General features: G+C 71.6%; 31 protein-coding genes. 14 read left to right on the top strand and 17 right to left on the bottom strand.

Translation table 11 applies throughout. The features are described from left to right. Positions 1–21: 21 nt before the first annotated feature. The 10 genes from O7597_RS15825 to O7597_RS15780 form a co-directional block, all read right to left on the bottom strand. Positions 22–636 (bottom strand): MarC family protein, encoded by a 615-nt coding sequence (locus O7597_RS15825; protein WP_269739932.1) that lies wholly within the window; start codon positions 634–636, stop codon positions 22–24. Between the two features lie 40 nt (positions 637–676). Next, positions 677–1,537, bottom strand: a complete 861-nt coding sequence (locus O7597_RS15820; RefSeq protein ID WP_281583146.1) for a PHP domain-containing protein — start codon at positions 1,535–1,537, stop codon at positions 677–679. 24 nt (positions 1,538–1,561) lie between these two features. Continuing rightward, a complete protein-coding gene (locus tag O7597_RS15815; RefSeq protein ID WP_281583145.1) occupies positions 1,562–2,764 on the bottom strand; it encodes a hypothetical protein in 1,203 nt (400 codons plus the stop codon). A 56-nt stretch (positions 2,765–2,820) separates the two neighbouring features. Beyond that, complete coding sequence (locus O7597_RS15810) at positions 2,821–3,630, bottom strand: SigE family RNA polymerase sigma factor (protein WP_281583144.1); 810 nt, start codon at positions 3,628–3,630, stop codon at positions 2,821–2,823. A gap of 100 nt (positions 3,631–3,730) precedes the next feature. Then, positions 3,731–4,606 (bottom strand): PH domain-containing protein, encoded by an 876-nt coding sequence (locus O7597_RS15805; RefSeq protein WP_269739936.1) that lies wholly within the window; start codon positions 4,604–4,606, stop codon positions 3,731–3,733. Between the two features lie 6 nt (positions 4,607–4,612). After that, on the bottom strand, positions 4,613–4,771 hold the full coding sequence (locus O7597_RS15800; protein ID WP_007455302.1) for a hypothetical protein: 159 nt from the start codon (positions 4,769–4,771) through the stop codon (positions 4,613–4,615). A 116-nt stretch (positions 4,772–4,887) separates the two neighbouring features. Then, complete coding sequence (locus O7597_RS15795; protein WP_348650806.1) at positions 4,888–5,571, bottom strand: DUF6758 family protein; 684 nt, start codon at positions 5,569–5,571, stop codon at positions 4,888–4,890. A gap of 174 nt (positions 5,572–5,745) precedes the next feature. Next, entirely contained in the window at positions 5,746–6,369 is a 624-nt protein-coding gene (locus O7597_RS15790) for an RNA methyltransferase (RefSeq protein WP_269739938.1), read from the bottom strand. Between the two features lie 170 nt (positions 6,370–6,539). Then, positions 6,540–7,007, bottom strand: coding sequence for a hypothetical protein (locus O7597_RS15785; RefSeq protein ID WP_281583142.1), 468 nt, complete (start codon positions 7,005–7,007; stop codon positions 6,540–6,542). A gap of 144 nt (positions 7,008–7,151) precedes the next feature. Next, positions 7,152–7,667 (bottom strand): MaoC family dehydratase, encoded by a 516-nt coding sequence (locus tag O7597_RS15780; protein ID WP_269739940.1) that lies wholly within the window; start codon positions 7,665–7,667, stop codon positions 7,152–7,154. A 588-nt stretch (positions 7,668–8,255) separates the two neighbouring features. On the opposite strand from O7597_RS15780, the gene trxA reads away from it, so the two are divergent. From trxA to O7597_RS15765, 3 genes are all read left to right on the top strand, one after another. Further along, the gene (gene trxA / locus O7597_RS15775) at positions 8,256–8,618 is read left to right on the top strand and encodes a thioredoxin (RefSeq protein ID WP_269739941.1); all 363 of its coding nucleotides are present in this window, start codon (positions 8,256–8,258) and stop codon (positions 8,616–8,618) included. A 148-nt stretch (positions 8,619–8,766) separates the two neighbouring features. After that, positions 8,767–9,207 (top strand): hypothetical protein, encoded by a 441-nt coding sequence (locus O7597_RS15770; RefSeq protein WP_269739942.1) that lies wholly within the window; start codon positions 8,767–8,769, stop codon positions 9,205–9,207. Further along, positions 9,204–10,139: an HTTM domain-containing protein gene (locus tag O7597_RS15765; protein ID WP_269739943.1), complete on the top strand. Its 936-nt coding sequence runs from the start codon at positions 9,204–9,206 to the stop codon at positions 10,137–10,139. The genes O7597_RS15770 and O7597_RS15765 overlap by 4 nt, the downstream gene beginning before the upstream one ends. A 73-nt stretch (positions 10,140–10,212) precedes the next feature. Here the strand turns inward: O7597_RS15765 and O7597_RS15760 are convergent, their stop codons facing one another. Beyond that, positions 10,213–10,611, bottom strand: a complete 399-nt coding sequence (locus O7597_RS15760; protein ID WP_269739944.1) for a DUF393 domain-containing protein — start codon at positions 10,609–10,611, stop codon at positions 10,213–10,215. Between the two features lie 92 nt (positions 10,612–10,703). On the opposite strand from O7597_RS15760, the gene O7597_RS15755 reads away from it, so the two are divergent. Then, on the top strand, positions 10,704–11,744 hold the full coding sequence (locus O7597_RS15755) for an Rv2578c family radical SAM protein (protein ID WP_281583141.1): 1,041 nt from the start codon (positions 10,704–10,706) through the stop codon (positions 11,742–11,744). A gap of 35 nt (positions 11,745–11,779) precedes the next feature. Beyond that, positions 11,780–12,187, top strand: coding sequence for a CoA-binding protein (locus O7597_RS15750; protein WP_281583140.1), 408 nt, complete (start codon positions 11,780–11,782; stop codon positions 12,185–12,187). 4 nt (positions 12,188–12,191) lie between these two features. Here O7597_RS15750 and O7597_RS15745 read toward each other — a convergent pair whose 3' ends face one another. Next, complete coding sequence (locus O7597_RS15745; RefSeq protein ID WP_281583139.1) at positions 12,192–13,388, bottom strand: acyl-CoA dehydrogenase family protein; 1,197 nt, start codon at positions 13,386–13,388, stop codon at positions 12,192–12,194. A gap of 184 nt (positions 13,389–13,572) precedes the next feature. Between O7597_RS15745 and O7597_RS15740 the strand changes: the two genes are divergently transcribed. Next, positions 13,573–14,046 carry a DUF4190 domain-containing protein gene (locus tag O7597_RS15740; RefSeq protein ID WP_281583138.1) on the top strand — a complete coding sequence of 158 codons (474 nt, stop codon included), beginning with the start codon at positions 13,573–13,575 and terminating at the stop codon, positions 14,044–14,046. A gap of 6 nt (positions 14,047–14,052) precedes the next feature. Here O7597_RS15740 and O7597_RS15735 read toward each other — a convergent pair whose 3' ends face one another. Further along, entirely contained in the window at positions 14,053–14,889 is an 837-nt protein-coding gene (locus O7597_RS15735) for an SDR family NAD(P)-dependent oxidoreductase (protein ID WP_269742654.1), read from the bottom strand. A 191-nt stretch (positions 14,890–15,080) separates the two neighbouring features. Between O7597_RS15735 and O7597_RS15730 the strand changes: the two genes are divergently transcribed. Further along, entirely contained in the window at positions 15,081–15,629 is a 549-nt protein-coding gene (locus O7597_RS15730; RefSeq protein WP_269739949.1) for a DUF4190 domain-containing protein, read from the top strand. A 55-nt stretch (positions 15,630–15,684) separates the two neighbouring features. On the opposite strand, the gene O7597_RS15725 is transcribed toward O7597_RS15730, so the two are convergent. Further along, positions 15,685–16,641, bottom strand: a complete 957-nt coding sequence (locus O7597_RS15725) for a CoA ester lyase (protein WP_269739950.1) — start codon at positions 16,639–16,641, stop codon at positions 15,685–15,687. A gap of 110 nt (positions 16,642–16,751) precedes the next feature. On the opposite strand from O7597_RS15725, the gene O7597_RS15720 reads away from it, so the two are divergent. The 4 genes from O7597_RS15720 to O7597_RS15705 all read left to right on the top strand — a co-directional run bounded on the left by O7597_RS15720 (position 16,752) and on the right by O7597_RS15705 (position 19,946). Next, positions 16,752–17,594, top strand: coding sequence for an SDR family NAD(P)-dependent oxidoreductase (locus tag O7597_RS15720; protein ID WP_281583260.1), 843 nt, complete (start codon positions 16,752–16,754; stop codon positions 17,592–17,594). Positions 17,595–17,655: 61 nt separating this feature from the next. After that, positions 17,656–18,375 carry a GNAT family N-acetyltransferase gene (locus O7597_RS15715; protein WP_269739951.1) on the top strand — a complete coding sequence of 240 codons (720 nt, stop codon included), beginning with the start codon at positions 17,656–17,658 and terminating at the stop codon, positions 18,373–18,375. Between the two features lie 88 nt (positions 18,376–18,463). Beyond that, on the top strand, positions 18,464–19,057 hold the full coding sequence (locus tag O7597_RS15710) for a TetR/AcrR family transcriptional regulator (protein WP_281583137.1): 594 nt from the start codon (positions 18,464–18,466) through the stop codon (positions 19,055–19,057). Positions 19,058–19,130: 73 nt separating this feature from the next. Beyond that, a complete protein-coding gene (locus O7597_RS15705; protein WP_281583136.1) occupies positions 19,131–19,946 on the top strand; it encodes a hypothetical protein in 816 nt (271 codons plus the stop codon). 38 nt (positions 19,947–19,984) lie between these two features. Here the strand turns inward: O7597_RS15705 and O7597_RS15700 are convergent, their stop codons facing one another. Further along, positions 19,985–20,911, bottom strand: a complete 927-nt coding sequence (locus tag O7597_RS15700; protein WP_281583259.1) for a DMT family transporter — start codon at positions 20,909–20,911, stop codon at positions 19,985–19,987. Between the two features lie 144 nt (positions 20,912–21,055). On the opposite strand from O7597_RS15700, the gene O7597_RS15695 reads away from it, so the two are divergent. Next, on the top strand, positions 21,056–21,766 hold the full coding sequence (locus O7597_RS15695) for an HAD-IA family hydrolase (RefSeq protein WP_269739954.1): 711 nt from the start codon (positions 21,056–21,058) through the stop codon (positions 21,764–21,766). 42 nt (positions 21,767–21,808) lie between these two features. On the opposite strand, the gene O7597_RS15690 is transcribed toward O7597_RS15695, so the two are convergent. Both O7597_RS15690 and O7597_RS15685 read right to left on the bottom strand, forming a co-directional pair. Then, entirely contained in the window at positions 21,809–22,333 is a 525-nt protein-coding gene (locus O7597_RS15690; RefSeq protein ID WP_269739955.1) for a hypothetical protein, read from the bottom strand. A gap of 22 nt (positions 22,334–22,355) precedes the next feature. Next, positions 22,356–23,225: a PhzF family phenazine biosynthesis protein gene (locus tag O7597_RS15685; RefSeq protein ID WP_281583135.1), complete on the bottom strand. Its 870-nt coding sequence runs from the start codon at positions 23,223–23,225 to the stop codon at positions 22,356–22,358. 108 nt (positions 23,226–23,333) lie between these two features. On the opposite strand from O7597_RS15685, the gene O7597_RS15680 reads away from it, so the two are divergent. Continuing rightward, entirely contained in the window at positions 23,334–24,644 is a 1,311-nt protein-coding gene (locus tag O7597_RS15680) for a CBS domain-containing protein (protein WP_269739958.1), read from the top strand. Then, the gene (locus O7597_RS15675) at positions 24,637–25,266 is read left to right on the top strand and encodes a DUF1003 domain-containing protein (protein WP_269739960.1); all 630 of its coding nucleotides are present in this window, start codon (positions 24,637–24,639) and stop codon (positions 25,264–25,266) included. The genes O7597_RS15680 and O7597_RS15675 overlap by 8 nt, the downstream gene beginning before the upstream one ends. The last annotated feature ends 9 nt before the right edge of the window (positions 25,267–25,275 follow it).

The raw sequence follows: 25,275 nt of genomic DNA, 5'->3' as shown, positions 1-25,275 counted from the left end.
CCGACAGACCGGGCGACCCGGTCAGCCGGCACCGTTGTACTGCGCCACGAACGCCGCGATCGCGTCCGCGATGAGCTGTACGGCGATCGCCGCCAGCAGCAGGCCGGCGATCCGGGTGAGCACCTCGATGCCGCCGGGGCGTAGCACCTTCACGATGCCGCCGGAGAACCGCAGCACGATCCAGACGGTGAGCATCACCGCGACGATGGCGGCGGCGATCGCGGCGAAGTCGGCGGGTCCGTCGCCCTGCTGGACGAAGAGCATCGTCGCCACGATCGCGCCGGGCCCGGCCAGCAGCGGCGTGCCCAGCGGCACCAGGGCGATGTTGGCGGTGGCCTGCTTGGTCGGGTCGTCGGTCTTGCCGGTCAGCAGTTCCAGCGCGACCAGGATCAGCAGCAACCCACCGGCCGCCTGCAACGCGGGCAGGTCGACGTGCAGGTAGGCCAGCAGCGTCTGTCCTGCCACCGCGAAGATCACGATCACGCCCAGCGCCAGCGCGACCGCCTGCCAGGCGGCCCGGTTGCGCTCCCGCGCGGACAGCGGGCCGGTCAACGCCAGAAAGATCGGCATCATGCCGGGCGGGTCGACGATCACCAGCAGGGTCACGAAGACCTCGCCGAAGAGCTTGAGATCCACCCGGTCACCGTAGCCGTGCCGGTCGGCGTCGAAACCCAGGTCAGCCCGAAGCGACCTCGGTCACCCCGGAGGATGCCGCGACGATCCGCTCGTACGCGTCGACACCGGTGGTGAAGGCACCGAGCCGAACCGTCTTGTGACTGCCGTGAAAGTCCGAGGAGCCGGTCACCACCAGACCCAGCTCGGCGGCGAGACCGCGTACGTGGGCCCGCTCGCTTGGTGAATGGTCCTCGTGGTCGGCCTCCAGGCCGACCAGTCCAGCCGCGGCCAGCTCGGCGATCAGCTCGTCCGGCACGATCCGGCCGCGCCGGCTGGCCCGGGGATGGGCGAACACCGGCACGCCGCCGGCCGCCCGGATCAGCCGGACGGCCCGGAACACGTCGATGTCCTCCTTGGGCAGCCGGTACCGCCGCCCAAGCCAGTTCGGCCCGAACGCCTCGGTGGTGGTGGCAACGAGCCCGGCCCGGATGAGCGCCTGAGCGATGTGCGGCCGGCCCACCGTCCCGCCGCCGGCCAGAGCCAGGATCTCCGGCCAGTGCACGTCGACGCCGTCGGCACGCAGCAGGTCCACGGTGCGTTCGCCCCGGGCCAACCGCGCCGCCCGCACCCTGGTCAGCTCGGCCACCAGGTCCGGATCCGTCGGGTCGAAGAGGTACGCCAGCAGATGCAGCGGCACCGGAGGCTGTTCACCGTCCCACCGGCAGGAAAGCTCCGCGCCACGGACCAGCCGCAGCCCGGTCGGCAGGGCACGCAGTGCCGGTTCCCAGCCGTCGGTGGTGTCGTGGTCCGTGATCGCCACCACGTCCAGTCCGGCCGTCGCGGCGGCGCGCATCAGCTCGGCCGGGCGGAGAGTGCCGTCACTGGCCGTGGAGTGCGTGTGCAGATCGATCCGGGAGGTCATCGCCCGCGGTCACCGGTCGCCCGGTCAGCCACCGCTCACCACCACCGGTAGCTCACCGGCGGGCAGGCCGGGCAGGGCGGTCGGTGCGGCGGGACGGCCCGCGACGACCCGGTCGACGGCCACCCGCACCAGGCCACCGGCGGCGTCGGCGTAGTAGGCCGTGTCGGGGTTGCGCCAGACCACGGTGCCGGTCATCGGCGGTCCCGCCGGCCGTACGGCGGTGGGCAGGTCGAACATGGCCAGGTCCACCAGCAGCGCCGAGTCCACCCCCGCCGACCGCCCGTTGACCAGCAGCCAGCGTCCGTCGGGCGACACCGCACCTCGGCCGTCACCGGCCGTCTCCGGCCCACAGTCCGGCTGGCTGGGTGCCAGATCCCGGGCCGGGTCGAGCAGGGTCAGGCAGGTGGGCAGCCCGACGCCCGGAGTGGTCCCGCCGACCAGGCGTCCGTCGGACAGCGCGCCGAAGATGTGGGTGCTGGCTCGGTCCCCGCCCAGTTCCAGCTGACCAGGTTGCAGGGTCCACAGCACGTGCCCGGGGCGATCGGGCGCCAACCTGACCAGCACCGCCCCGTTGACGAACCGCAGCGGCACCGCCTCGGCCGGTGCCTCGGCCCGTACGGTGCTGGCGAGTTCACCGTTGACGATCCCGGCGCCGGCCAGCACCGTGCCCTGCTTCCAGGCGACCTGCCGGCCGTCCGCGTCCAGGACGATCTCGTCAGCACCGGCCAGCAGCACCTGCGCGGTGCCATCCGCGGCCACCGCCCAGAGGAACCGCCCGGCCAGGGTCGGTGCCCCGACCGCCAACCAGCCACGGCCGTCGGTGAGCCGGTGTACCCGTTCCACCTCGCCGATGCCGAGCAGCGGCACCCGTCGACCCTGCGCGGTGGCGATCGAACCGTCGATCAGCAGGTCGACCTCGGCGATCGGGGCCGCGGTGTCCGGCCCGGGTGGTGCGGTGACGCGCTCGACGAGCGGCCGCTGGTCCGGGTCGCCGATCACCACCGTCCCGCCCGCCGGCGGCCGGTTGTCGCGCAGGTGCAGGCTGCCCGCGCTGACCGCCACGACCACCAGCACGGCCACGCTCATCCCGGCCAGGGTGCGGCGACGTTGGATCCGGTCGGCCCGGCGGATCGCCGCACCGGCCGGGTCGGCGGCGACCGCGCGCGTCACGGCCGCCCGCCGGGACAGCATCTCCCGGAGGGCACCTTCCAACTCGTCGGACGACACGTCCAATTGACGATCCGGGAACCGGCTCTGGTTGTCATGAGCTGCCGGTTTCCGCATCACCGCCGCTCTCCGACCAGCGCGTCGGGCTGCGCTGCCGCCGGTCCGGGCTGAGCTGCCGCCGGTCCGGGCGCCGTCGGCGGGACGTCACGTCCGTCGGCCCCCGCAGCGGCGGGTGTGCCGCGCGAGGAGATCCGGTCGGGCGAGGCCGTCGCACCGGTACCGGCGCCACGGGCCGGTACCACCCCGCCGGCGGGCCGGCGCTGGGCGGCCCGCACGGGGCGCCCAGCGTCCTCCGGTTGCGGACTTCCGGGCCCGGTCCGGTCAGCCGGCTGACCGGTCGGCTCCGGCCTGCCGGCACGCAGGCCGAAGGGTTCCTCCGCGCCGATTCGTCGGCGCAACGTGGCCAGTGCCCGGGAGGTCTGGCTCTTCACGGTGCCCGGCGAGATCTCGAGCATCGCGGCGGTCTGTGCCTCCGACATGTCCTCGTAGAAGCGCAGCACCAGCACCGCGCGCTGCCGGGCGGGCAGGGCCCTCAGATGCCGCCAGAGCACGTCCCGGTCCAGCTGGCGTTCGAGCTCGTCCGCCGCGGCATGCTCGGGCAGTACCTCGGTCGGACGCTCACCGTGCCAGCGACGCCGCCACCAACTCGTCGAGGTGTTGACCATGACACGCCGGGTGTAGGGCTCGATCGCCTCGATCCCACCCAGCCGCTTCCACGCCAGGTACGTCTTGGTCAGCGCGGTCTGGAGAAGATCCTCGGCCGTGCCCCAGTCGCCGGTGAGCAGGTACGCGGTCCGCAGCAGAGCACCGGAGCGGGCCGCGACGAAATCGCGGAACTCCTCCTCCAGCGGGTTGCTGCTGGCCACACACCACCTCCGTGCCTGATCCTGCCGCAGCCTGCCACAGCGGGACCAGCGGGTCGAGGACGAAAGGTGCGCAATATCTCCGATGTTCGGACAAGAAGTTTCAGGCGCCGTCGTCGGCCTTCGCCTCGTCCTGCTCCTTGCCCAGCCGGGCCTCGACCGCCTGCGGCTCGTACATCTCCTCGACGACGCGCAGATAGAGTTCGTTGGGGTTGGGCAGGTTCTTGACCTCGCGCAGCGCCTGCTCCTGGCCGGCGGACTCCAGCACGAAGGTGCCGTAGTTGAGCGCCCGGCCCGCCGGCGTCTGCTCGTACTTCATGTCGGTCACCCGGACCAGGGGCATCATCGCCACCCGCCGGGTGATGATCCCGTTGACCACCATGACCCGCTTGTTGGTCAGGATGAAGCGGTCATACCACCAGTCGGCGACCCGCCACGCCACCCAGCCCATCACCGCGAACCAGAGCAGCACCGCGATCGTGGTGAGCGCGCCGACGTCCTGACCGGCGAGGAAGCCGGAGAGATAGCCGAGCACGAAGGTCGCGGCGACGCCGACGATGATCGGGGTGGCGAGGTGGACCCAGTGCCGCTTCCACTCGCCCCGGTACCGCTCGGTCGGAAACAGGTATCGGGCCACCAACGAGCTGGGCTCGTCCTCCAGCGGCAGCACCCGACGCGGGGTGCCACCGCTGGCGTCGGCGCGTAGGCCGGCCAGCTCCTCCTCGGAGATCTCCGGGTGGAGGTAACCGGCCTCCGGATCGCGCACCCAGGCCCGCCCCGACCGGCCTTCGCCGGCGTACCCCGGGCCGTCGCCGTAGCCGACGTCGTCGGAGAAGGACGGACCGTCGGAGAGGCGAGGGCCGGCGCCGTAGCCCGGCCCGTCGTCGGGATCGATTCGAGGGATCGGCTCTGTGTCGCGTTCCCGGCGGGCCCGGTCGGGATCGTCGGGATCGAAGGGCGGGCCGGAGGGGCTTCCCATCGGAGGCTAGGCGACCAGTGAGGTGAAGAAGTCGCCGAAGCCCTGGGCGATGTCCATGATGCCGCCGCCCAGCGACTTGAACACGTCCGCGGCGGAATTTGGCCGGTAGGCGACGAAGAAGATCAAGAATGCGATTCCGGCCCAGGTGAGGACCTTCTTGACCATGGCGGGCCATCCTCTCGCGCGGCGCCGGGTCCCATTACCGCAGCGGCACCCAGAGTATCAGCGTGGTGTCTTACCGTGAATATCTGCGTCCGTTCTCCGACATTCCGGGAGACTTGTCAAGCCTTCCCGTGCAGGTACGGAGATGGAGCGCCGTACACGAGCTCGGACGGCGTCCACTCGACCAGGTCGTGCAGCAGCACGTCCTCCGCGAGCAGATGCCCCGCACTCGCCGGCCAGGCTATCGCATAGAGCCACATTCCCCGAGCCTCGCCGGCGTACGCGCTTCGATCCGGCAGCGAGTTCACCAGCCACAGTGGAGTCGGGTGACCGGCCACCCTGATCCCGGCGCGTCCGACATGGCCGGGATGCCCCGGGCCGGGGTCGGTCAGCGCCTCGACCAGTTCCGGTCCGGCGTCGGGCCCGGGCACTCCGGCGTACCGCGCGCCCAGCCCCACGCCGGGCTCCTCCGCCACGAAGACCAGGTCCGCCGGGCCACCACCCAACGGTGCCGGCCCGGCGCAGGCGACCACCGTGGCCCGCACTCCGAGCCGATCGTCGCCGGCCCACGCCACGCCGGTCGTGGTCCAGCCCGGCGGCAGCGGCCACGGACACCACAGCGGAACCGCCGGCTGCTGCGGCCCGGCGGCGGCCCGGATGTGGTCGACCACGCTGGCCACGATCTCCGCGCCGATGTGCTCGGGCACGTGCAGGGGCGCGATCGGCCCACAGTCGGGGCAGCGGGATTCCGGGTGCATCAGATCCGGCGACCGGACCGACCCCCCGCATCTGGGACAACTCACCGCAACCGTCACCACTCCACCGTCACCCCCCAACCGCCCCCCGTCAACCCCCTCCCCCGCTCCCCACCCCCGTCCCCCACCCCCGTCCCCCACCTTCGCGATCATGAAGTTGTCATCTCGCTCCTCGGCGTGTCGCGACAACAACTTCATGGTCAACAGCGGTGGAGGGTGGGGTCAGGTCGGAGGTGGGCCGGCGTGGGCGCGGATCCAGGCGTGCATGGCGATGCCGCTCGCCACCCCGGCGTTGATCGAGCGGGTCGAGCCGTACTGGGCGATCGAGAAGACCTGGTCGCATGCGGAACGGGCGGCCTCGGAGAGCCCCGGACCCTCCTGACCGAACAACAGGACGCACCACCGGGGCAGCGTGCTGGTCTCCAGTGGCCGACAGCCGGGCAGGTTGTCGATGCCGACCAGCGGCAGCTCGTGCTCCGCCGCCCAGACGATCAACTGGTCGATCGTCTCGTGGTGGCGTACGTGCTGGTAGCGATCGGTGACCATCGCGCCGCGGCGGTTCCAGCGCCGTCGGCCCACGATGTGCACCTCGGCCGCGAGGAACGCGTTGGCGTTGCGGACCACCGTGCCGATGTTGAGGTCGTGCTGCCAGTTCTCGATCGCCACGTGGAAGTCGTGCCGCCGCCGGTCCAGGTCGGCGACGACGGCCTCACGTCGCCAGTAGCGATAGCGGTCGACCACGTTGCGCCGATCCCCCGCGGCGAGCAGCTCCGGGTCGTAGCGGGGGTCCTCCGGCGGGTCGCCGGGCCAGGGCCCCACGCCGACGTCGAGCTGCTCACCGGTCACGGTCACGCAGGTTACGCCCCGCCGCCCGGAGCACCTCCCACCGCCCGGAGCACCGGAAGTCACGCGGAGCACCGGGAGCCACGCGGACCGCCCGCACACCGCCGGCGGCGGACCGCTGTCACCGTCGGGCGGCCGGTCAGCGCACCGGTCAGCGCGGGCATGGGCACCGGTCAGCGCAGGGCGAGGGCGCCGCCGAGCCGGTCGAGGAACCGACGGTCGGCGGGTGCCAGCACACCGCCGGGCACGGCGGAGGACGCGGTACGACAGACGCGGGCGGCCACCGACTGCACCCACTGCCGGTAGGCGGCCGAGTCGGCGGGATCGGCATGCCGAGCCAGTACCCGCACGACGGCCCGGCAGGCGGCGAGCACGTCCACCAGATCGGTGAGCGGCGCCGCCGGCCGGGACGGCCCGTCGTGCCGGGCGTAGATCGCGGCCACCACCGCCCGGACCAGATCGCTGTCGAAGGCTCGTCCGGCCGCCACCGCGTCCAGTCCGGCCAGACCCGCCGCCACGCTCCAGGGCGGACGCCCCGGGCCGGGTTGGGCGGCGGCCACGATCACCCGCCCGGGCAGACCGGTGAGCAGGTCCCACTCGGTGGCGGAATAGGCGGTGGCGGTGGTGATTCGCTCGCTCATGGCGGGACCTCCGGCGCCAGCATATTCGCCCGGGACGGGGACCGAACCCCTACGGCGGGAACCCGCCGCGGCGTGCCACCGCCTCCCCGCCGGCCGCGATCGACCGGCCGCGACGGGTCCAGGCTCGGGACGTCACCACCCGGGTCAGCGCGGTTCGGGGAAGCTGGGCCGCTCGGGGTCGACGCCGTCGGGAACGGCCGCCGCCGCGTACTCCCGTTTGGGGACCATCACCTTGCGCCGGAAGACGCAGACCAGCGTGCCGTCCTGGTTGTAGCCGCGCGTCTCCACCGCCACCACGCCACGATCCGGTTTGGAGGCGGACTCCCGCTTGTCCAGCACGGTGGTCTCGCCGTAGATCGTGTCGCCGTGGAAGGTGGGTGCGACGTGCCGCAACGACTCGATCTCCAGGTTCGCGATGGCCTTGCCACTGACGTCCGGCACCGACATGCCGAGCAGGAGCGAGTAGATGTAGTTGCCGACCACGACGTTGCGCCCGAACTGACTCGCGGTCTCGGCGTAGTGCGCGTCCAGGTGCAGCGGATGATGGTTCATGGTGAGCAGGCAGAACAGGTGGTCGTCGTACTCGGTGACCGTCTTGCCCGGCCAGTGCCGGTAGACCGCGCCGACCTCGAACTCCTCGTAGTAGCGGCCGAACTGCATCCTGGTCTCCCTCGACGGAGGCGGCGGAGTTCGGCACAGCATGCCTTATCGAGGGTTAAGGCGAAGCCGGGGGCGCGACGGGCGGCGGAATGTCACACCGGCCGAGACCGATAGGCACCGGAGCGGGTGGGGCCGGCGCGGCTGGACCGAGGCCGGACGCAATGAGCGGCGGGGCCCTCCCCGGCACCCGCCGCCCACGCTCTGATGCTTCAAGATTCTGCCGTACGCCCGTCCTGTCGCACAGAGACCGAGGTCACATTTATCTTTTTGTTACATTACTCTGAGTGACATATCATCGGCCAAAAAGCGATCTCTGCAGGTCGAATCGCTGCTAGTCAGCGCCAAAGTTACCGCTTCGTACCCGGTCAGAGCGTTGATCTCACTGGAAACGCTCCCATTACGGGCGGTCACGCAAATGCGACATGCATGTGCGATCTGCGGACGCCCCCGGAGACCGACGGCGATCGATGCGGACAAACACCCCATCCGGACTGCGACCAGGGTTACGGTGGCACCACGACGGGAATGCGAAGGGGGACGCCCGAGTTCCACCAGACGTAGCTGTTCCGCGTGATCGGAGAGACTCACATGGCAACCGTCGAGCTGACCACGGCCAACTTCGACCAGGTGACCGAAGGCGACGGCATCGTGCTGGTCGACTTCTGGGCCGACTGGTGCGGTCCCTGCAAGCGGTTCGCTCCGGTCTACGAGCGATCGTCGGACAAGCACGCGGACATCACCTTCGGCAAGGTGGACACGGAGGCGCAGCAGGAACTCGCCGCCAAGTTCGACATCCGGTCCATCCCGACCATCATGGCGATCCGCGACGGCGTGATCGTCTTCGCCCAGCCGGGCGCGCTACCGGAGTCGGCTCTGGAGAACCTCATCGAGCAGGTTCAGGCGCTCGACATGGACGACGTGCGCAAGAAGCTGGCCGAGCACAAGCACTGATCTCATCTCGGCACGCGGGCCGGGCCCCGATCGGGCCCGGCCAGCGGCGTCTGCGCCACCTGTCCGCTCGCCGGACCCGTCACAGCTGGGACACGGCCCGCCGATCAGGCCACTGCAACGCACGCCGGTGCCGTATCTTCGGCATCCGATGGATGCGTTGACGAGCCGCGGCCGTACGGTCCGGGTGGCGGTGACGGCACTCGGCCTCGCCGTCCTGCTCGCCGGCACGGCCTGGGGCGCCGACGACCACTTCCCGTTCGGCCCCTTCCGGATGTACTCCACCTCCGATCCGGCCGACGCGGACGCACCGGACACCCGGGTGGAAGGGGTCGACCGCAACGGCGACCTCGTCGACCTGGGCGAGGCGGCGACGGGCATCCGCCGGGCCGAGATCGAGGGCCAGCAGAGTCGGTACGTCGCCGACCCCAGCCGGTTGCGCGAGGTCGCCGAGGCGTACGGCCGACGCCACCCCGACGCACCGGGACTGGCCGAGGTCCGGATCGTGATCCGGTGGCACGACGTCACCGACCGCCGACCCACCGGCCGGTGGCTCGACGAGACCGTCGTCCGCTGGCAGGTCACCCCATGAGCCGCTGGCTCACCGAGGCGGTGCCGCGCGGTCGCGTCGCCGCGTTCCGCACGCTCGTCTACCTGTTCGTCGCCGCCGACCTGGTCGTCTTCACCCCCTGGGTACGCGACCGCGTCGACGTACCCGGCAACCTCTACCAACCGCTGTTCGTCGGGCGCGTACTGCCGCTACCCACCCCCACCGCGACGCTGGTGAGCGTGATCTTCTGGGCCCTGCTGCTGCTGGCCCTGCTCGCCGCGACCGGACGCGCTCACCGGCTGCTCGGCTGGACGGTCTTCGCGCTCTACCTGGAGTGGATGATCATCGCGATGAGCTACGGCAAGGTGGACCACGACCGGTTCGCCCTGCTCGTCGCTCTGGCCGTGCTGCCCACCGCCGGCCGCGCCCGGCACGGCGACCCGACCAGGACGGAGGCCGGCGGTTGGGCGCTGCGGGTCACCCAGATCTCGGTGATCTGCACCTACTTCCTGGCCGCCTGGGCCAAGTTCCGTTTCGGCGGCCTGGACTGGGCCACCGGCTCGGTGCTCGCGAAGGCGATCATCCGACGCGGCACCGACCTGGCGGATCTGATCGCGCAGGTGCCCCACCTGCTGCTCGTCGCCCAGTTCGGCATTCTCGCCTTCGAACTGCTCAGCCCGCTGGTCTTCGTGCTGCCCGAGCGCTGGCGGCTGGCCATGGTCGGCTTCTTCTACTCGTTCCACCTGGTGACGATCGCGACCATCACCATCTCGTTCGCCCCGCACCTGGTCGCCATGACCAGCTTCCTGCCGCTGGAGAAGGTACGCCCGCTCGTCGCAGTGCGACGGCTCCTCGCCCGCAGGTCACCGTCCGATCAGCGCGGGCTCGACTCGGATCCACTGGCCGACACCGCCACGCCCGCGAAGACACGACACGGTGGCCGCGAGCCGGTGCCGGACCCGACAGCGCCCTGACCGGCCCACGATCCGTGCTCGGCGCGCGAGCGGTAACGCACGGAACAGGCGGGCGGTCCGTCCTGGCGAGGTGTCAGCCGCCGGAGGGGCCGTAGAGGCGGTCCCGGGTCTCCTGGGGCAGCGAGCAGGCGGCCGTACCGCCGGGCATCCGGTGCCGGTTGCGGGCCACCCAGCGGTACACGGGCCAGGCGACGGCGCGTACCGGTGGGATCCGTAGCCCGGCCCCGGCGAGCCGCCACCCACGGCCGCTGCTGGCCAGCAGCGCCGCGATGGCGTCCGGGCCGGCGGCCCGGCTGCCGTCCGAGCCGACCCACTGCACCGCCTCCTCGCACTGCGCCTCGGTCAGGCCGAGCCGGTCGAGATCGGCGAACTGCCAGGGCACCACGCGGGCGTCGGTGGGAATCCGGCGCTCGATGAACTCCGCGCAGCGGGTGCAGAAGGCGCAGTCCCCGTCGTAGACGAAGGTCGACATGCCTTCATCCTCCCCCCAGCGTCGGCCCACCCACACCCGGGTGTCCGGCGAGTCACTTGCACACTACTAGGACATGTGTTCGAATACTGGCCATGCGCTGGGAGAACCTGACCGCTCCCCCGGTCGAGGAAAGTCCCGGACGGGCAGCGCCAGCGACGCCACCCCTGCCGCTGGCGCTGCCCGATGCGGTCGTCCGCACCTTCGACACTCCCGACTTCGCCGGGATGACCTTCTACGAGGTGCGCGCCAAGTCGATCCTCAACAAGGTCCCGGGCACCTCCCGCGTCCCGTTCGAGTGGACCGTCAACCCGTACCGGGGCTGCAGTCATGCATGTTTTTACTGCTTTGCCCGAAATACCCACACGTACCTTGACTTCGACGCGGGGGCGGACTTCGACAGCCGAGTGGTCGTCAAGGTCAACGCGGGCGAGTTGCTGCGTCGCGAACTGGCCGCGCCGCGCTGGCGCGGGGCGCACGTGGCGATGGGCACGAACGTCGACTGCTACCAGCGGGCTGAGGGGCGTTACCGGCTCATGCCGCCGATCATCGAGGCGCTGCGCGACTTCGCCAACCCGTTCTCGATCCTGACCAAGGGCACGCTGATCCAGCGTGATCTGCCGCTGCTGCGACAGGCGGCCGAGGTCACCCGGGTGTCCGTCGCCTTCTCGGTCGGCTTCCTCGACGAGCGGCTGTGGCGCTCGGTCGAGCCCGGCACGCCGAGCCCGCGCCGCCGGCTCGACGCGGTACGCCGGTTCGCCGACGCCGGCTTCGAGGTGGGCGTGCTGATGGCGCCGATCCTGCCCGGCCTCTCCGACTCGGACGAATCGATCGAGGCCACCGTGGCGGCGATCGCCAACGCCGGTGCCGCCAGCGTTACGCCGCTACCACTGCACCTGCGCCCCGGCGCCCGCGAGTGGTACGCGCGCTGGCTCGGGCGGGAGCACCCCCGGCTGGTGCCGCGCTACCGGGAGCTGTTCGGCGCGGGCGCGTACGCGCCGCAGTCCTATCAGCGGGAGCTGACCGCCCGGGTCCGCATCGCCGCCCGCCGGCACGGACTGACCCGTCCCAGGGCCGGCGAGCACCGTGACGCGCCGCAGCCGGCACCGGCACCTGAGCAGCTGACCCTGCTGTGAGCGCGCGCCGAATGCGACGCGGCTACAGTCGGCGGGTGCGTACCGCCCAGCAGATCCTCGCCGACGCCCAGGTGATCGCCGTCGTGGGCGCGTCCCGCGATCCGTTCAAGGCCGCCCACCGCGTACCGCTGGAGATGCAGCGGCACGGCTGGCGCATCATCCCGGTCAACCCGACCGCCGACGAACTGTTCGGCGAGCCGGTGTACCGGTCCCTGGCCGACATCCCCCACCCGGTCGACCTGGTCGACGTGTTCCGACCGGCCGACGACGCCGTGGACGTGGTGCGGCAGGCGGTGACGATCGGCGCCCCGGCGGTGTGGTTGCAGCTCGGCATCGTGTCGCCGCAGGCTCGGCGGATCGCCGAGGAGGCCGGCATCGACTACGTCGAGGACCGCTGCCTGATCGTGGAGCGGGCCGCCGCCGGGCTGACCCGCCGGAGCTGACCGCTCAGAGCTTGTAGTCGCGGAGCAGGCCGCGGGAGATGATGGTCTTCTGGATCTCCGAAGTGCCCTCGCCGATCAGCAGGAACGGCGCCTCCCGCATCAGCCGCTCGATCTCGTACTCCTTGGAGTAGCCGTAGCCACCGTGGATGCGGAACGCCTCCTGGACGACCTCGGCGCAGTACTCCGAGGCCAGCAGCTTCGCCATCCCCGCCTCGACGTCGTTGCGCTGGCCGGCGTCCTTGAGCCGGGCCGCGTTGACCATCAGCGCGTGCGCCGCCTCGATCTTCGTGCCCATCTCGGCCAGCTTGAAGGCGATGGCCTGGTGCTTCGCCAGCGGCTGGCCGAAGGTCCGGCGCTGCTGGGCGTACGCGACGGCCAGCTCGAAGGCCCGGATGGAGATGCCGCAGGCGCGGGCGGCGACGTTGACCCGACCGACCTCGATGCCGTCCATCATCTGGTAGAAACCCCGACCCACCTGGTCGGCCCCGCCGAGGACGGCGCTGTCGGGAACGGTGACGCCGTCGAGCACCATCTCGGTGGTCTCGACGCCCTTGTAGCCCATCTTGTCGATCTTGCCGGGGATGGTCAGGCCCGGGGCGGTCTCACCGAAGCCGGGTTCCTTCTCCAGCAGGAAGGTGCTCATGTTGCCGTAGACCGAGTCGGCGCCGGTCTCGGTGCGGACCAGGGTGGCCACCACCGACGAGTACGCGCCGTTGGTCAGCCACATCTTCTGGCCGTTGATGACGAAGCGGTCACCGTCGCGGACGGCCTTCGACTTGATCGCCGAGACGTCGGAGCCGCACTCCGGTTCCGACATCGAGAAGGCGCCGCGGATCTCGCCGGTGGCCATCCTCGGCAGCAGCCGGGCCCGCTGTTCGGCGGAGCCGTGCTGAGAGATCAGGTACGCCACGATGAAGTGCGTGTTCACGATGCCGGAGATCGACATCCAGCCCCGGGAGAGTTCCTCCACCACCAGGGCGTAGGTCAGCAGGGACTCACCGAGACCGCCGTGCTCCTCGGCGATGGTGAGCCCGAACAGGCCCATCTCCTTCATCCCGTCGAGGATGTCGGCCGGGTACTCGTCGGCGTGCTCCAGGCGCTGCGCGTGCGGAATGATCTCCTTGTCCGCGAACTCCCGGACGGTCTGCAGGATCGCCCGCTGCTCGTCGGTCAGGCCGGGCGTCTGGGCGAGTCGAGCCATCTCAGCCTCCGGAAACTCAGCGCCTACTCACTGGTAACTAAACGCTCGATCAGTATCGGTCGCCCGACCCGGGGGGCCAAGGCGACCAGTGCCCCCAACCACTGTGAAAAGGTTCACCGCTGCGGGTAGCGTTCCGCAGTGAGGGGCCCGCCCACCAGGGACGTTGGGACCGTAGGAGGAGAGCGTGGGCCAACCACCGGAGCCGGACCAGCCACCGTCGCCCTACGAGCCACCACCGGGCGGGCAGCAGCCGCAGTACGGCCAACCGTACGGACAGCAGGGCGAACAGCCGGCGTACGGGCAGCCGTCGTACGAGCATCCGGGCCAGCAGCCGCACGGCCAGCAGTGGGCTCAGCAACCCCCGTACGCCCCACAGGTGCCCTACGGGCAGTACGGACCACCGGCCGGCCCGGGCGGCGGACGCGGCACCAACGTGCTGGCCATCCTCTCGCTGGTCTTCGCCTTCGTCTTCGCGCCCGCCGGCATCGCCCTCGGTCACCTGGCCAAGCGGCAACTGCGCACCAGCGGCGAGGACGGCGAGCAGCTCGCGACGTGGGGCCTGATCCTCAGCTACATCTTCACCGGCCTCTTCCTGCTGGCCTGCTGCGGCTGGCTGGCCCTGGCGATCTGGGCCGGCTCCGACGGCACCAGCACCTGAGCCCGTTCAGCGGAACTGGGCCTCGCGCACGCTGTTGCCGCCGTCGACCACCAACATCTGGCCGGTGATGTACGACGCGGCCGGCGAGCAGAGGAAGGTGATCGCCGCGGCCACCTCGTCGGGCGTGCCGGGCCGCCCCACCGGCGTACCCAGACCCTGCTTGATCTCGGCCATGGTCGAGGCCGCAGTGTAGATGGTGCCCGGAGCCACCGCGTTGACCGTCACGCCGTCGGCGATCATCTCCATGGCCAGCGCCCGGGTCAGGCCCACCACGCCCGCCTTGGCCGCCGCGTACGCCGCCTCGGTGGGCAGCGCGTTGACCGGACCGGCGGTGGCGGCCAGATTGACGATCCGACCCCAACCGCGCTCGGCCATGCCGCCGATGAAGGCCCGGCTGCACAGGAAGGCGGTGGTCAGGTTCCGGTCGATCTCGCCCCGCCACTCGTCGTAGCTGAGCTGCGCCACCGGGCGCAGCACCTCCGGGCTGGCCCGGCTGGCCAGACCCGCGTTGTTGACCAGCACCTCGACGTCGCCGAGTTGCTCGGCCACGGCGTCGGCCAGCGCGCCCACCTCCGACTCGTCGGTGAGGTCGGCGACGAAACCGGTCACCCCGAGTTCGCCGGCCCGCTCGTGGATGCGCCGGGTGGTCGACACGATCGCCACCCGGGCGCCCAGGTCGGACAGTCGGCGAGCGGTGGCGTACCCGATGCCGTCCGGGCTGCCCGCCCCCGTCACCAGCGCGACCTTGCCGTCCAACCGCATGGTCACCGGCTCGGGCAGTGGCGCCGGTGCGTCCTGGTCGCCGGGCTCCGGTGCCGCGGCGGACCGTGGTCGCCGGCTCATGCCCGGCCGGCTGACGTCCCGTCTCGGTCTGTTGCCGGAACGGTCCGCCGCGCGCGCGTCAATCCCCATGCCGAGATCCTGCCCTTTCCCGCCACTGTCGGGCAACGCGCACCCGCTGCCGGGCGCGTCGCGAGGTGCGCGGCAATGACTACCCTGACTGCGCCACATCATCGCGACGGAAGAGAAGCCCGATGACGCAACCCCCGCCGGCCGGCGGCTGGCCCGACCCCGCCTCGACCGGCCAGCCGTCCAGCCCGCCCGCCGACCCGACGCTGCCGGTCAGCTCGCAGCCGGCCGTTCCACCGCAGCCGTCCGGATACGATCCGTATCAGCCGCCGGCCGACCCGTACGCCGGGATGAAGTCTGACCCGGCCGCCGCGCCGTATCCGCCGGCCGGTTACCCGCCGGCCCAGCCCGCCGGTTACCCGCCGCCGCCCCCGCCCGGCTACGGCTACCCCCAGCCCGGGTACGGCTATCCGCAGCAGAAGACGAACTCGCTGGCGATCGTCGCCCTGGTCCTCTCCCTGATCGGAATCGGCTCGTGCATCACCGCCCCGGTCGGCGCCATCATGGGGCACGTGGCCATGCGCCAGATCCGGGAAACCGGCGAGAGCGGCGAGGGGATGGCCAAGGCCGCCATCATCGTCGGTTGGATCCTCACCGGCCTGCTCGCACTGGTGATCATCGGTTACGCCATCGCGATCGCCTTCGCCATCGCGAACTCGTCCTCCACCACCTGACCGGTGTACGCCCGCCCCGGCCGAGGTCGGGGCGGGCACCGGGTGATCGCCGCGGTTACTCGGCCGGCGGGTTGAACGTCGAGGTGCGGGTCAGGCCGGCGGCCCGACCCTTGGCGGCGATCACCAGCGCCATCTTGCGGGACGCCTCGTCGATCATCTCGTCGCCGAGCATCACCGCACCCAGCCGGCCACCGGCCTCCGAGGTGTAGTGCTGGTAGGCGTCGAGGATCAGTTCGGCGTGGTCGTAGTCGGCCTGGGCCGGCGAGTAGACCTCGTTCGCGGCGTCGATCTGCCCGGGATGCAGTACCCACTTGCCGTCGAAGCCGAGGGCCGCCGACCGCTTGGCCACCTCGCGGAACCCGTCGGTGTCCCGGATCTGCAGGAACGGGCCGTCGATGGCCTGCTTGTCGTGCATCCGGGCGGCCATCAGGATGCGCATCAGGATGTAGTGGTAAGGGTCGCCCGGGTAGTCGGGGATGAGGGCGCCGACCACCAGCGACCTCATGTTGATCGAGGCCATGAAGTCGGCCGGACCGAAGATGATCGTCTCGACGCGGGGCGACGCGGCGGCGATGGCGTCGACGTTGACCAGGCCGGCGGCGTTCTCGATCTGCGCCTCGATGCCGATCCGGCCCACCTCCAGGCCGAGGGTCTTCTCCAGTTGGGTGAGGGTCAGGTCCAGCCACTGCACCTGCGCCGCGTCCTGCACCTTCGGCAGCATCACGCAGTCGAGGTTCGCCCCCGCGCCCTCCACCACGTCGATGACGTCCCGGTAGGTCCACGGGGTGGTGAGGTCGTTGACCCGGACGACCCGGGTCTTGCCGGCCCAGTCACCCTCGTTCAGCGCGGCCACGATGTTCTTGCGGGCGTCCGGCTTGGCCAGTGGGGCGACCGCGTCCTCCAGGTCGAGGAAGACCTGGTCGGCGGGCAGGCCCTGGGCCTTGCCGAGCATCTTGACGCTCGATCCGGGCACGGCCAGACAGGACCGGCGGGGACGCCCGACAACCGCCATCGACGGCGCTCCTTCCGAGGCACGGCCACAGCGCCGCCCCTGACTCAACGATCTCTGAGGTGCTTGTGACGCCACGGTAACCTCGTGCCGTGACCGCGGTGAATGGACCTGTGGAAGATGTCACTGACCGCCGACTGGTCGTGATAACCGGGGCCAGCTCCGGCATCGGACTGGCTGCCGCCATCAAGCTGGCCTGCCGGGGCGACCGGGTGGTCCTGGTCGGCCGGGATCCGGCCCGACTGCGAGCCGCCGCCGACGAGGTCCGCGAGGCGTCCGGGGAGCGGCCCGAGGTGTTCCGGGCCGATTTCGCCGCCCTCGACGACGTCCGGCAGTTGGCCGAGCGGCTGCGCGCCGGGTACGACCGGATCGACGTGCTGGCCAACAACGCCGGCGCGATCGTGCTCCAGCCGGTCACCACCGTCGACGGTTTCGAACTGTCCGTCCAGGCCAACCACCTGGCGCCCTTCCTGCTCAGCAACCTGCTGGCCGACCGGGTACGCCGCATGGTGGTGACCGCCTCCGGCGCGCACCGCAGCGGCACGCTCGATCCGGACGATCTCAACGCCCCGCTGCGCCGTTACCGCCCGATGTCCGCGTACGGCACCAGCAAGCAGGCGAACATCCTGTTCACCGCGGAGGCGGCCCGCAGGTGGCCGCAGGTCGACTCGTACTGCTTCCATCCGGGGGTGGTGCGGACCCGGTTCGGCAACGAGAGTCGGGTGGTCGCCCTGGGCATGCGTCTGCTGCCGTTCCGCAGCCCGGCCAAGGGCGCCCAGACGTTGGTCTGGCTCGCCAACCAGGACGGCTCCCGGTTGACGAACGGTGGTTACTACTTCGACTGCCGGCCACGCCGCCCGTGGCCCAAGGCGGCCGACGCGCGGCTCGCGGCGCGACTCTGGGCGGCCAGCGCCGCCGCGGTGGGCATCCCGGACGGGCCGGGCCGCCCGGCCTGAGGTCGCGTCGGGCCGGGCAACCGGGTCGCCCCGGTCGGGAAACATTGCGATACTCCGCGCCATGACCGTCGCGGAGGGCGTCAACCTGCACGTGCTGGGCAAGGACGAGGAACTGGCCGCCCGGTTGGACGCGGAGCTGACCAGTTTCAACCAGCGGGCCACCGGCGCCACCGACGAGGCGGCGCTGTCCGTCCGGGTCACCGACGCGGGCGGCGAGCTGATGGCCGGGCTCACCGGGTGGAGCTGGGGCGGCTGCGCCGGGATCAACATGGTCTGGGTCCGCGCGGATCGCCGTGGCGAAGGCTGGGGCGGTCGGCTGCTGGCGGCGGCCGAGCAGGAGGCCCGACGGCGGGGCTGCGCCGAGATCTCGGTCGCCTCGTTCTCGTTCCAGGCTCCGGGCTTCTACCGCCGGCACGGCTACCTCGACACCGGTCGTCGGGAGGGCATCCCCGGTGGTCACGTCGACCACCAGTTCTGGAAGTCGCTGGTGAACGACCCGGCCGCCGCAGTGCGCCTGGTCGCTCTGGTGGAGCTTCCCGACGGCGCGGTCGAGGCCGGGCAACGGTACGAGGACACCGTGCTGGCGCTGCTGCCACGCCACGGCGGACGGCTGGAACGCCGGCTGCGCACCGGCGACGGGGGTACCGAGGTGCACGTCATCCGGTTCGACACCCGGGCCGGGTACGAGTCGTACCTGGCCGATCCGGAGCGGATCGCGCTGCGGGTGGCGCTCGGCGAGGCCGCCCCGCAGACCCGGGTGCTCGAGGTACACGAGGTGTGACCGGCGGCCGGGACGGCGCCGCCAGACTTGACCGAGCGGTCAACAGCGACTTAAATTAGACCGAGCAGTCAAGTCTGAGGAGTGAGTCGTGGCTCGGGACACTCGGGAGCGCATCGTCGCGGTGGCGCGCGACCTGGTTCACGGCGCCTCGCTGGCCGAGGTGAGCACCGAGGAGATCTGCAAGGCGGCAGGTGTCCACAAGGGGAGTCTCTACCACTTCTTCCCATCCAAGGAGGCGCTCGGCGTAGCCGTGCTGGACCGCAACTGGGAGATGCTGCACGCCGTACTGGAGGAGGCCTTCGTCGCGGACGTAGCGCCGCTGGAGCGCATCGACCGGTTCGTCGACAGCTTCGTGCGGATGCTCTCGTTCATGCGGGAGAGGTTCGGCGCGACTCCCGGCTGCCCACTCGGCGGCCTGGTCGCCGAGGTGGCCGGTCACGGCGACGACGGCCGAGCCCGGGCAGGGCGGGTGTTGTCCGGCTGGACGGGCTATTTCGCCACGGCCATCAGCGAGGCGAAGGGGCGTGGCGACGTGCCGGCCGACGTCGATGCCGACAGTGCCGCGACCCGTGCGCTGGCGCTGATACAGGGGCTGGCGCTGCTGGCCAAGGCGCACGACGACCCGGCCCTGGTGCTGCTCGCCAAGGCCGACATCCGGCTGCTGCTGCGGGCACCTGGCTGACCCTCGCCAGCGACGAGCGCCGGTTCGTCATGCACATTGAGTTGACCGATCGGTCAATTACTGAGGAGGTTCCATGCGGCAGTCGACCACCGACGCGGGCGAGGAGTACCGGTTCACCCGCTTCCGCACCGCCCTGCTGCTCGACGATCTGACGTTCGACCGGAATGCTCCGGCACCCGGTGACCGGATGCCGGCCTTCGACCTGCCGACCCTGGGCGGCGGCCGCTTCACCGACGCCGACCTCGGTCGCCTGCCGGTGCTGATGGTCTTCGGTTCACGGACCTGCCCGGTCACCGAGAGCGCCGGGCCGGTGCTACGCGCCCTGCACCGCGACTTCGGCGACCGGGTGCGGTTCGTTCTGGTGAACACCCGCGAGGCGCACCCGGGCGAGCGTTTCGGTCAGCCCCGGACCGCCGAGGACAAGTGGCGGCATGCCGAGGAGTTGCGCAAGCATCACGGGGTCGCATTCGAGGTGGCCGTCGACGACCTGGATGGCGGGTTGCACCGGGCGATGAGCCCGAAACCCAACTCGGCGTACCTTCTCGACGCCACCGGCGTGATCAGGTACCGGGCCCACTGGGCCAACGATGAGCAGGGCCTGCGGACGGCTCTGGCCGCGATCGCGGCCGGGGGTGCTCCGGCGCGCGGGCGCAGCCGCGCCATGGTCGGACCGCTGCTGCGCGCCGTCGGCCACCTGCCCGAGGTGGTGAGCTTCGCCGGCGGTCGGGTCGAACGTGACATCTGGCTGGCGGCCACGCCGCTGGCCGTGCTCGGGCGGGTCTCCCGCCTGTTCCGGCGACTGCCGGAGGACCGCCGAGGTATCGCCGCGGCAGCGTTCACCGGCGCGGTTGTCGTCCTGGCCGCCGCCGTGGTCGCGGTGGCGTCGTGACCGCCGAGGCGGGCCGCGGCGAACCTGGGAACGACTGCTCAGTCGCGGACCGGCACCGCGTCCGCTGGCACCGCCGTGCTGACGCGTGTCGCACGCCGGGCGGTGCGGGCGCTGGACAACACCACCACGGCCACCCCGACCAGCAGTAGTGACAGGCCGGGCAGGGTCACCGGATCGGGCAGCTGACCCAACCACGCCCAGCCGATCAGCGCCGCGCCGGGTGCCTCCAGCAGGATCAGCACGCTCACCGTGGTGGCCGAGACCCGCCGCAGCGCGTAGCTGAACATCGAGTGGCCGAGCAGCTGTGCCCCGCCGACCAGGGCGAGCACGGCCAGCCAGGTGCCGGTGTCGAAGCCGCCGAGCGGCACCCGGCCGACGAGACAGACCACCAGCAGGATCAGGCCGCACACGCCGTAGCAGATGGTGGTGTAGGTGGCGTTGCTGACGGTGACCCGGGCCCGCTCACCCAGCGCCGTGTACACCGCCGCGAACAGCCCACCGGCCAGCGCCAGCAGATCGCCGGTGAAGGCCTGGCCCGAAACCGTGAAGTCGGCTCCGGTCGCCAGCACCGCCCCGACCACGGCCACCCCGATGCCGGCCCAGACACCCACCGGCAACCGGCGGCCCTGCGCCCGGGCGATCAGCCCCTGCCAGACCGGCTGGGTGGCCACCAGCGCCGTTGCCGCAGCCACCGAGGTGAGCTTCGCACTCGGCATCCAGGCGGCGAAATGCGCCGCCAGCGCCACCCCGGAGAGGACGCAGAACATGCCCTCGCGGCGGCCCGCGCCAGTGGTGACGAAGCGGAACTCGGACCGTCGGCGGGTCAGCGCGAACGGACTCAGCACGGCGACGGCCAGCATGTTGCGCCAGAAGGCGACCGCCAGGGCGGGCGCGGCGGCGAACGCGATGAGCGGCGCGGACGACGAGACGGCGAAGACGGCGACGGCGAGTGCCGCGCCGGTCATCAGGTCGAGCGGCGGACGATGGGGTTCGGTGACCACGAGGTGCAATCTTCACACGTCGTAGGGGCACCACTTTCCGTCAGCGTTCGGTTACGATCATGCGCGTCCTCACCCAGGGCTCCTCCCTTCCGCCCGGAGTCGGTTTCCATGCCCACGTTCCGGGCGGTGCTGTTCGATTTCTTCGGCACGTTGACCCGTCCGGTTCAGCGTGGCGAGGGTCACCTCAGCACCGCCGAACTGCTCGGCTGTCCGCCGGACACCTTTCTCGAGGTGCTCGACCGCAGCTTCTACGAACGCGCCAGCGGGCGCTTCGACACCGTCGAGGGGACCTTGCGCTGGGTGTGCGAACAGGTCGGCGTACACCCTTCGGCGGAGGCATTGCGAGCCGCCGCCGTTGCCCGCCACCAGGCCGTACGCGCGGACACCCGGTTACGGGACGAGGCCGTGCCGACCCTGCGGGCGCTGCGGCGGCGGGGCGTACGGACCGGCGTGATCAGTGACTGCACCCACGAGCTGCCGACGTTCCTGCCGGAGCTGGCGGTCGCCCCGTTGCTCGACGTCCGGGTGTTCTCGGTGCAGGTGGGGCGCTGCAAGCCGGACGCGAGCCTCTACCTGGCCGCCTGTGCGCGGCTGGGCCTGCCGCCGGCCGACTGTCTCTACGTCGGCGACGGCGGCAGCCAGGAGTTGACCGGTGCGCAGCGCGCCGGCCTGAGCGCGGTCCGGCTCGCCGCACCCGACCTCGCCGACCATCTGGTGTTCAACCTCGACGCGGACTGGGCCGGCCGGACCCTGGAATCCCTCTGCCAGGTCGTCGACCTGGTCGACGAGGCTCCCAGCCCGGTCGGCGCACCCGCGTAGCACGCAGCCACCCCGGGCCGGCGTCGCCGCGAACGAGGTTGGTCAGCGCCGCCGGACGCGGTGCAGCCGGAACGGCCGTCGGGTGGCGCGCACCGCCGGCGTCGGCCGGGGCTGCTCGGCCAGCGAGCCGGACGGTAACTCGTCGCCGTGCGCCGGCTGGCCGGCCGGCGCGAGCCGCACCAGGGCGCAGCCGCCGGCTGCCCAGCGGGCGACGAGCTCGGTGGTGGGTCCGGGCGCGTTGAGCCGTTTGGCCGCCACCAACGGAGCGAGCGTTTCCCACTGCTCGGTGCCGGGTGCCACCCGGCTGACCTGTGCCGGCCAGGTGACGATCCGGCCACCGTGATCGCCGCGCTGCGTCACCTGGGCCTCGTCCGCCTCGGCCAGGCCCGGCGCGGACTGCTCCCCGGGGCCGCTGACCACGAACAGCGCGGCCTCCAGGGGTACGCACCACAGGGCCAGCGGCGGGTTGCCGGCCACCGCGACCCAGGCCACCGAGGCCTTCTTCATCGCCTCGTCGACCAGTGGGTGGTTCTCAGGCTCGTCGGTCACCGCGGCATCCTCTCGCATCCGGGCCGGTCCGCGTCCGCCGTCAGCCGACGAACGGCGGGACGAGGATCTCCCCCCGTGCCACCGGCATCACCTGACCGGCGACGCTGGTGCCCACCGCCACGCCACCGGCTGCGGTCACGGTGCAGGCCAACGAGGCCGGTCGGCCCATCTCGACGCCCTGCCGGACGGTGTAGGACGATCGTCCCTCGCCGGGCAGCAGGCCGCTGGCGACCAGCCACACTCCGAGACCGAGCGCGGCCGAACCGGTCGCCGGGTCCTCGGGTACGCCGAGACCGGGGACGAAGACCCGGGCGTGCGCGGTTTGGGTCGCGGGGTTCCAGGAGAAGACGCTGACATGCTCGATGCCGTACCGCCCGGCCGCCACCGGGTTCACCCGGGCCCGGGCGAGGGCGTCGGGGCGTACCGGCAGGAACGGGAACTCCAGGCCACAGCCGGCGACCCGGGGCGCCGGGCCGAGGTGGTCCTCGGCGCCGAGCCCGACCATCTCCAGCAGCGGCTCCGGCTCCAGTTCGGGCCCGAGGGTGGGGCTGCCACCGGTGAGGACGGCGGCGCCCTCGCTCACCTCGATCGGCAGCACCCCGGCACCGCACTCCTGGTTGACCTGCCCGGTCGGAAAGAGGCCTCGGCGAGCGGCGGTGACCGCAGCGCCGACGCTCGGGTGACCGGCGAACGGCAATTCGTCGACCGGCGTGAAGATCCGCGCCCGGTAGGTGGCACCGACCTGGGTGGCGGGCAGCACGAAGACCGTCTCCGACAGGTTGAACTCGCGCGCCAGAGCCTGCATCTGGTCGGTCGCCAGCCCGTCGGCGCCGAAGACCACCGCGAGGGGGTTCCCGGCGTACGGACGGTCGGTGAAGACGTCCACGATCTCGTAAGCCAAGGTCGACATGTTGATAAACACTAGGCCCTCGGGGCGTATGTCCGGGTCACTGCCCGGCCGTGCCGCCCCTGGAGCATCGTCGGCCGGGGCGTCGACACACCACCTAGGCTGGTGCCCGTGAGCACGCCGACCCGGGTGTACATCGCCCGACTTTCCGGAGTCGCTGTCTTCGACCCCAACGGCGACCAGGTGGGCCGGGTACGCGACGCGGTGGCCCGGCTGCGCGTGAGCCAACGGCCGCCCGAGGTCGTCGGTCTGGTCGCCGAGATGCCGATGCGTCGACGGATCTTCCTCTCCATCAACCGGATCACCTCGATCGACGCCGACGCCATCGTGCTCGGCAGCGGCACGTTGAACCTGCGCCGGTTCGAGAAACGCCCGAACGAGTTGCTCGTGCTTCAGGAACTGCTGGACCGCCGGGTACAGGTCGCACCGGAGGGCCGGGCCGCGTCGGTGGTCGACGTGGCGATGGAGTGCAGTCGTGGTGGCGAGTGGTCGCTGACCCGGGTGGCGGTCCGCGAACAGACGGGCCGGTTGGCTCGCCGGGGCCACCTGCACCAGGTCGAGTGGAACCAGGTACGCGGGCTCAGTGGCGTGGCGGAGACCCGGGGCACGGCCAACCTGCTCGCCGTACTGGAGGACATGCGTCCGGCGGACCTGGCGAACGCGCTACAGGACCTGCCCGACGCCCGGCGCAACGAGGTCGCGGCGGCCCTGGACGACCAACGGCTCGCCGACGTGCTCAGCGAGCTGCCCGAGCACGACCAGGTGGAGATCCTCGCCGCGCTGGACCGCGAACGGGCCGCCGACATCCTGGAGGAGATGGACCCGGACGACGCCGCCGACCTGCTCGGTGAGCTGCCGCCGCCGGAGCAGGACGTGCTGCTCGACCTGATGGAACCGGACGAGGCCGATTCGGTGCGGCAGTTGCTCAAGTACACGCCGGGCACGGCCGGCAGCGTGATGACCTCCGAACCGGTCATCCTGCCCCCGGACGCGACGGTGGCGGAGGCCCTCGCGCGGATCAGGGAGCCCCAGCTCTCCCCGGCGGTGGCCGCGCAGGTCTTCGTGGCCCGGGCGCCGATGGCCACCCCCACCGGCCGCTACCTGGGCATGGTGCACTTCCAACGGCTGCTCCGCGAACCCCCGGCCGACCTGCTCGGCGGGGTGGTGGTCAACGACATCGATCCGCTGCGTCCGACCACCCCACTGCCGGAGATCACTCGCCGGATGGCCACCTACGATCTGGTGGCCATGCCGGTGATCGACCGGAACAACCGGCTGGTGGGTGCCGTCACCGTCGACGACGTGCTGGACCACTCACTGCCCCGGGACTGGCGGGACCGGGACGGCGCGTCGAGTGGCCTACCGAACGGGGCGACGACCCCGGCCGTTCCGGACCCGGCGACGGACGGTGGTCATGACTGAGCAGCGGCGCACGGAACGGCTCGACCTACCGCGGGAGCCCCGGGGCTTCAAGCTGCCCCGGGTGGACCAGGAGACGTTCGGACGCTGGGCCGAGGGCATCGCCCGTGGCATGGGCACGGCGAACTTCATCGTCTACATGACGCTGGTGATCAGCGCATGGTTCCTCTGGAACACCCTCGCTCCGGCGGGAATGCGCTTCGACCCGTACACCTTCACCTTCCTCACCCTGGTGCTCTCCATCCAGGCCTCGTACGCGGCGCCGCTGATCCTGCTGGCACAGAACCGTCAGGCCGACCGCGATCGGGTGGCGATGGAGGAGGACCGACGCCGGGCGACCATGCAGAAGGCCGACACGGAGTACCTGGCCCGGGAGATCGCCGCGCTGCGGATCGCACTCGGCGAGGTGGCCACCCGGGACTTCGTCCGCTCCGAGCTGGCCCGGCTGGCCGAGGAGTTGGACGAGGCGGCGCAGCGGCGACAGCGGCTGGAGCGCCGGCACCGGGACGACCCGGCCGCCCGGGCCGGCGGTGACGGGCTGGACGAGCCCCGCGACGAGGTGGACGGCGACCAACCGGGTGACGGTCGTCACGACCCGGCGGCCTCCCACCGCCCGGAGAGCTGATCGACTCGC

The organism is Verrucosispora sp. WMMC514 (assembly GCF_027497295.1).
Classification (GTDB): Bacteria; Actinomycetota; Actinomycetes; order Mycobacteriales; family Micromonosporaceae; genus Micromonospora; species Micromonospora palythoicola.
This window is presented reverse-complemented; position numbering and strand designations above follow the sequence as displayed.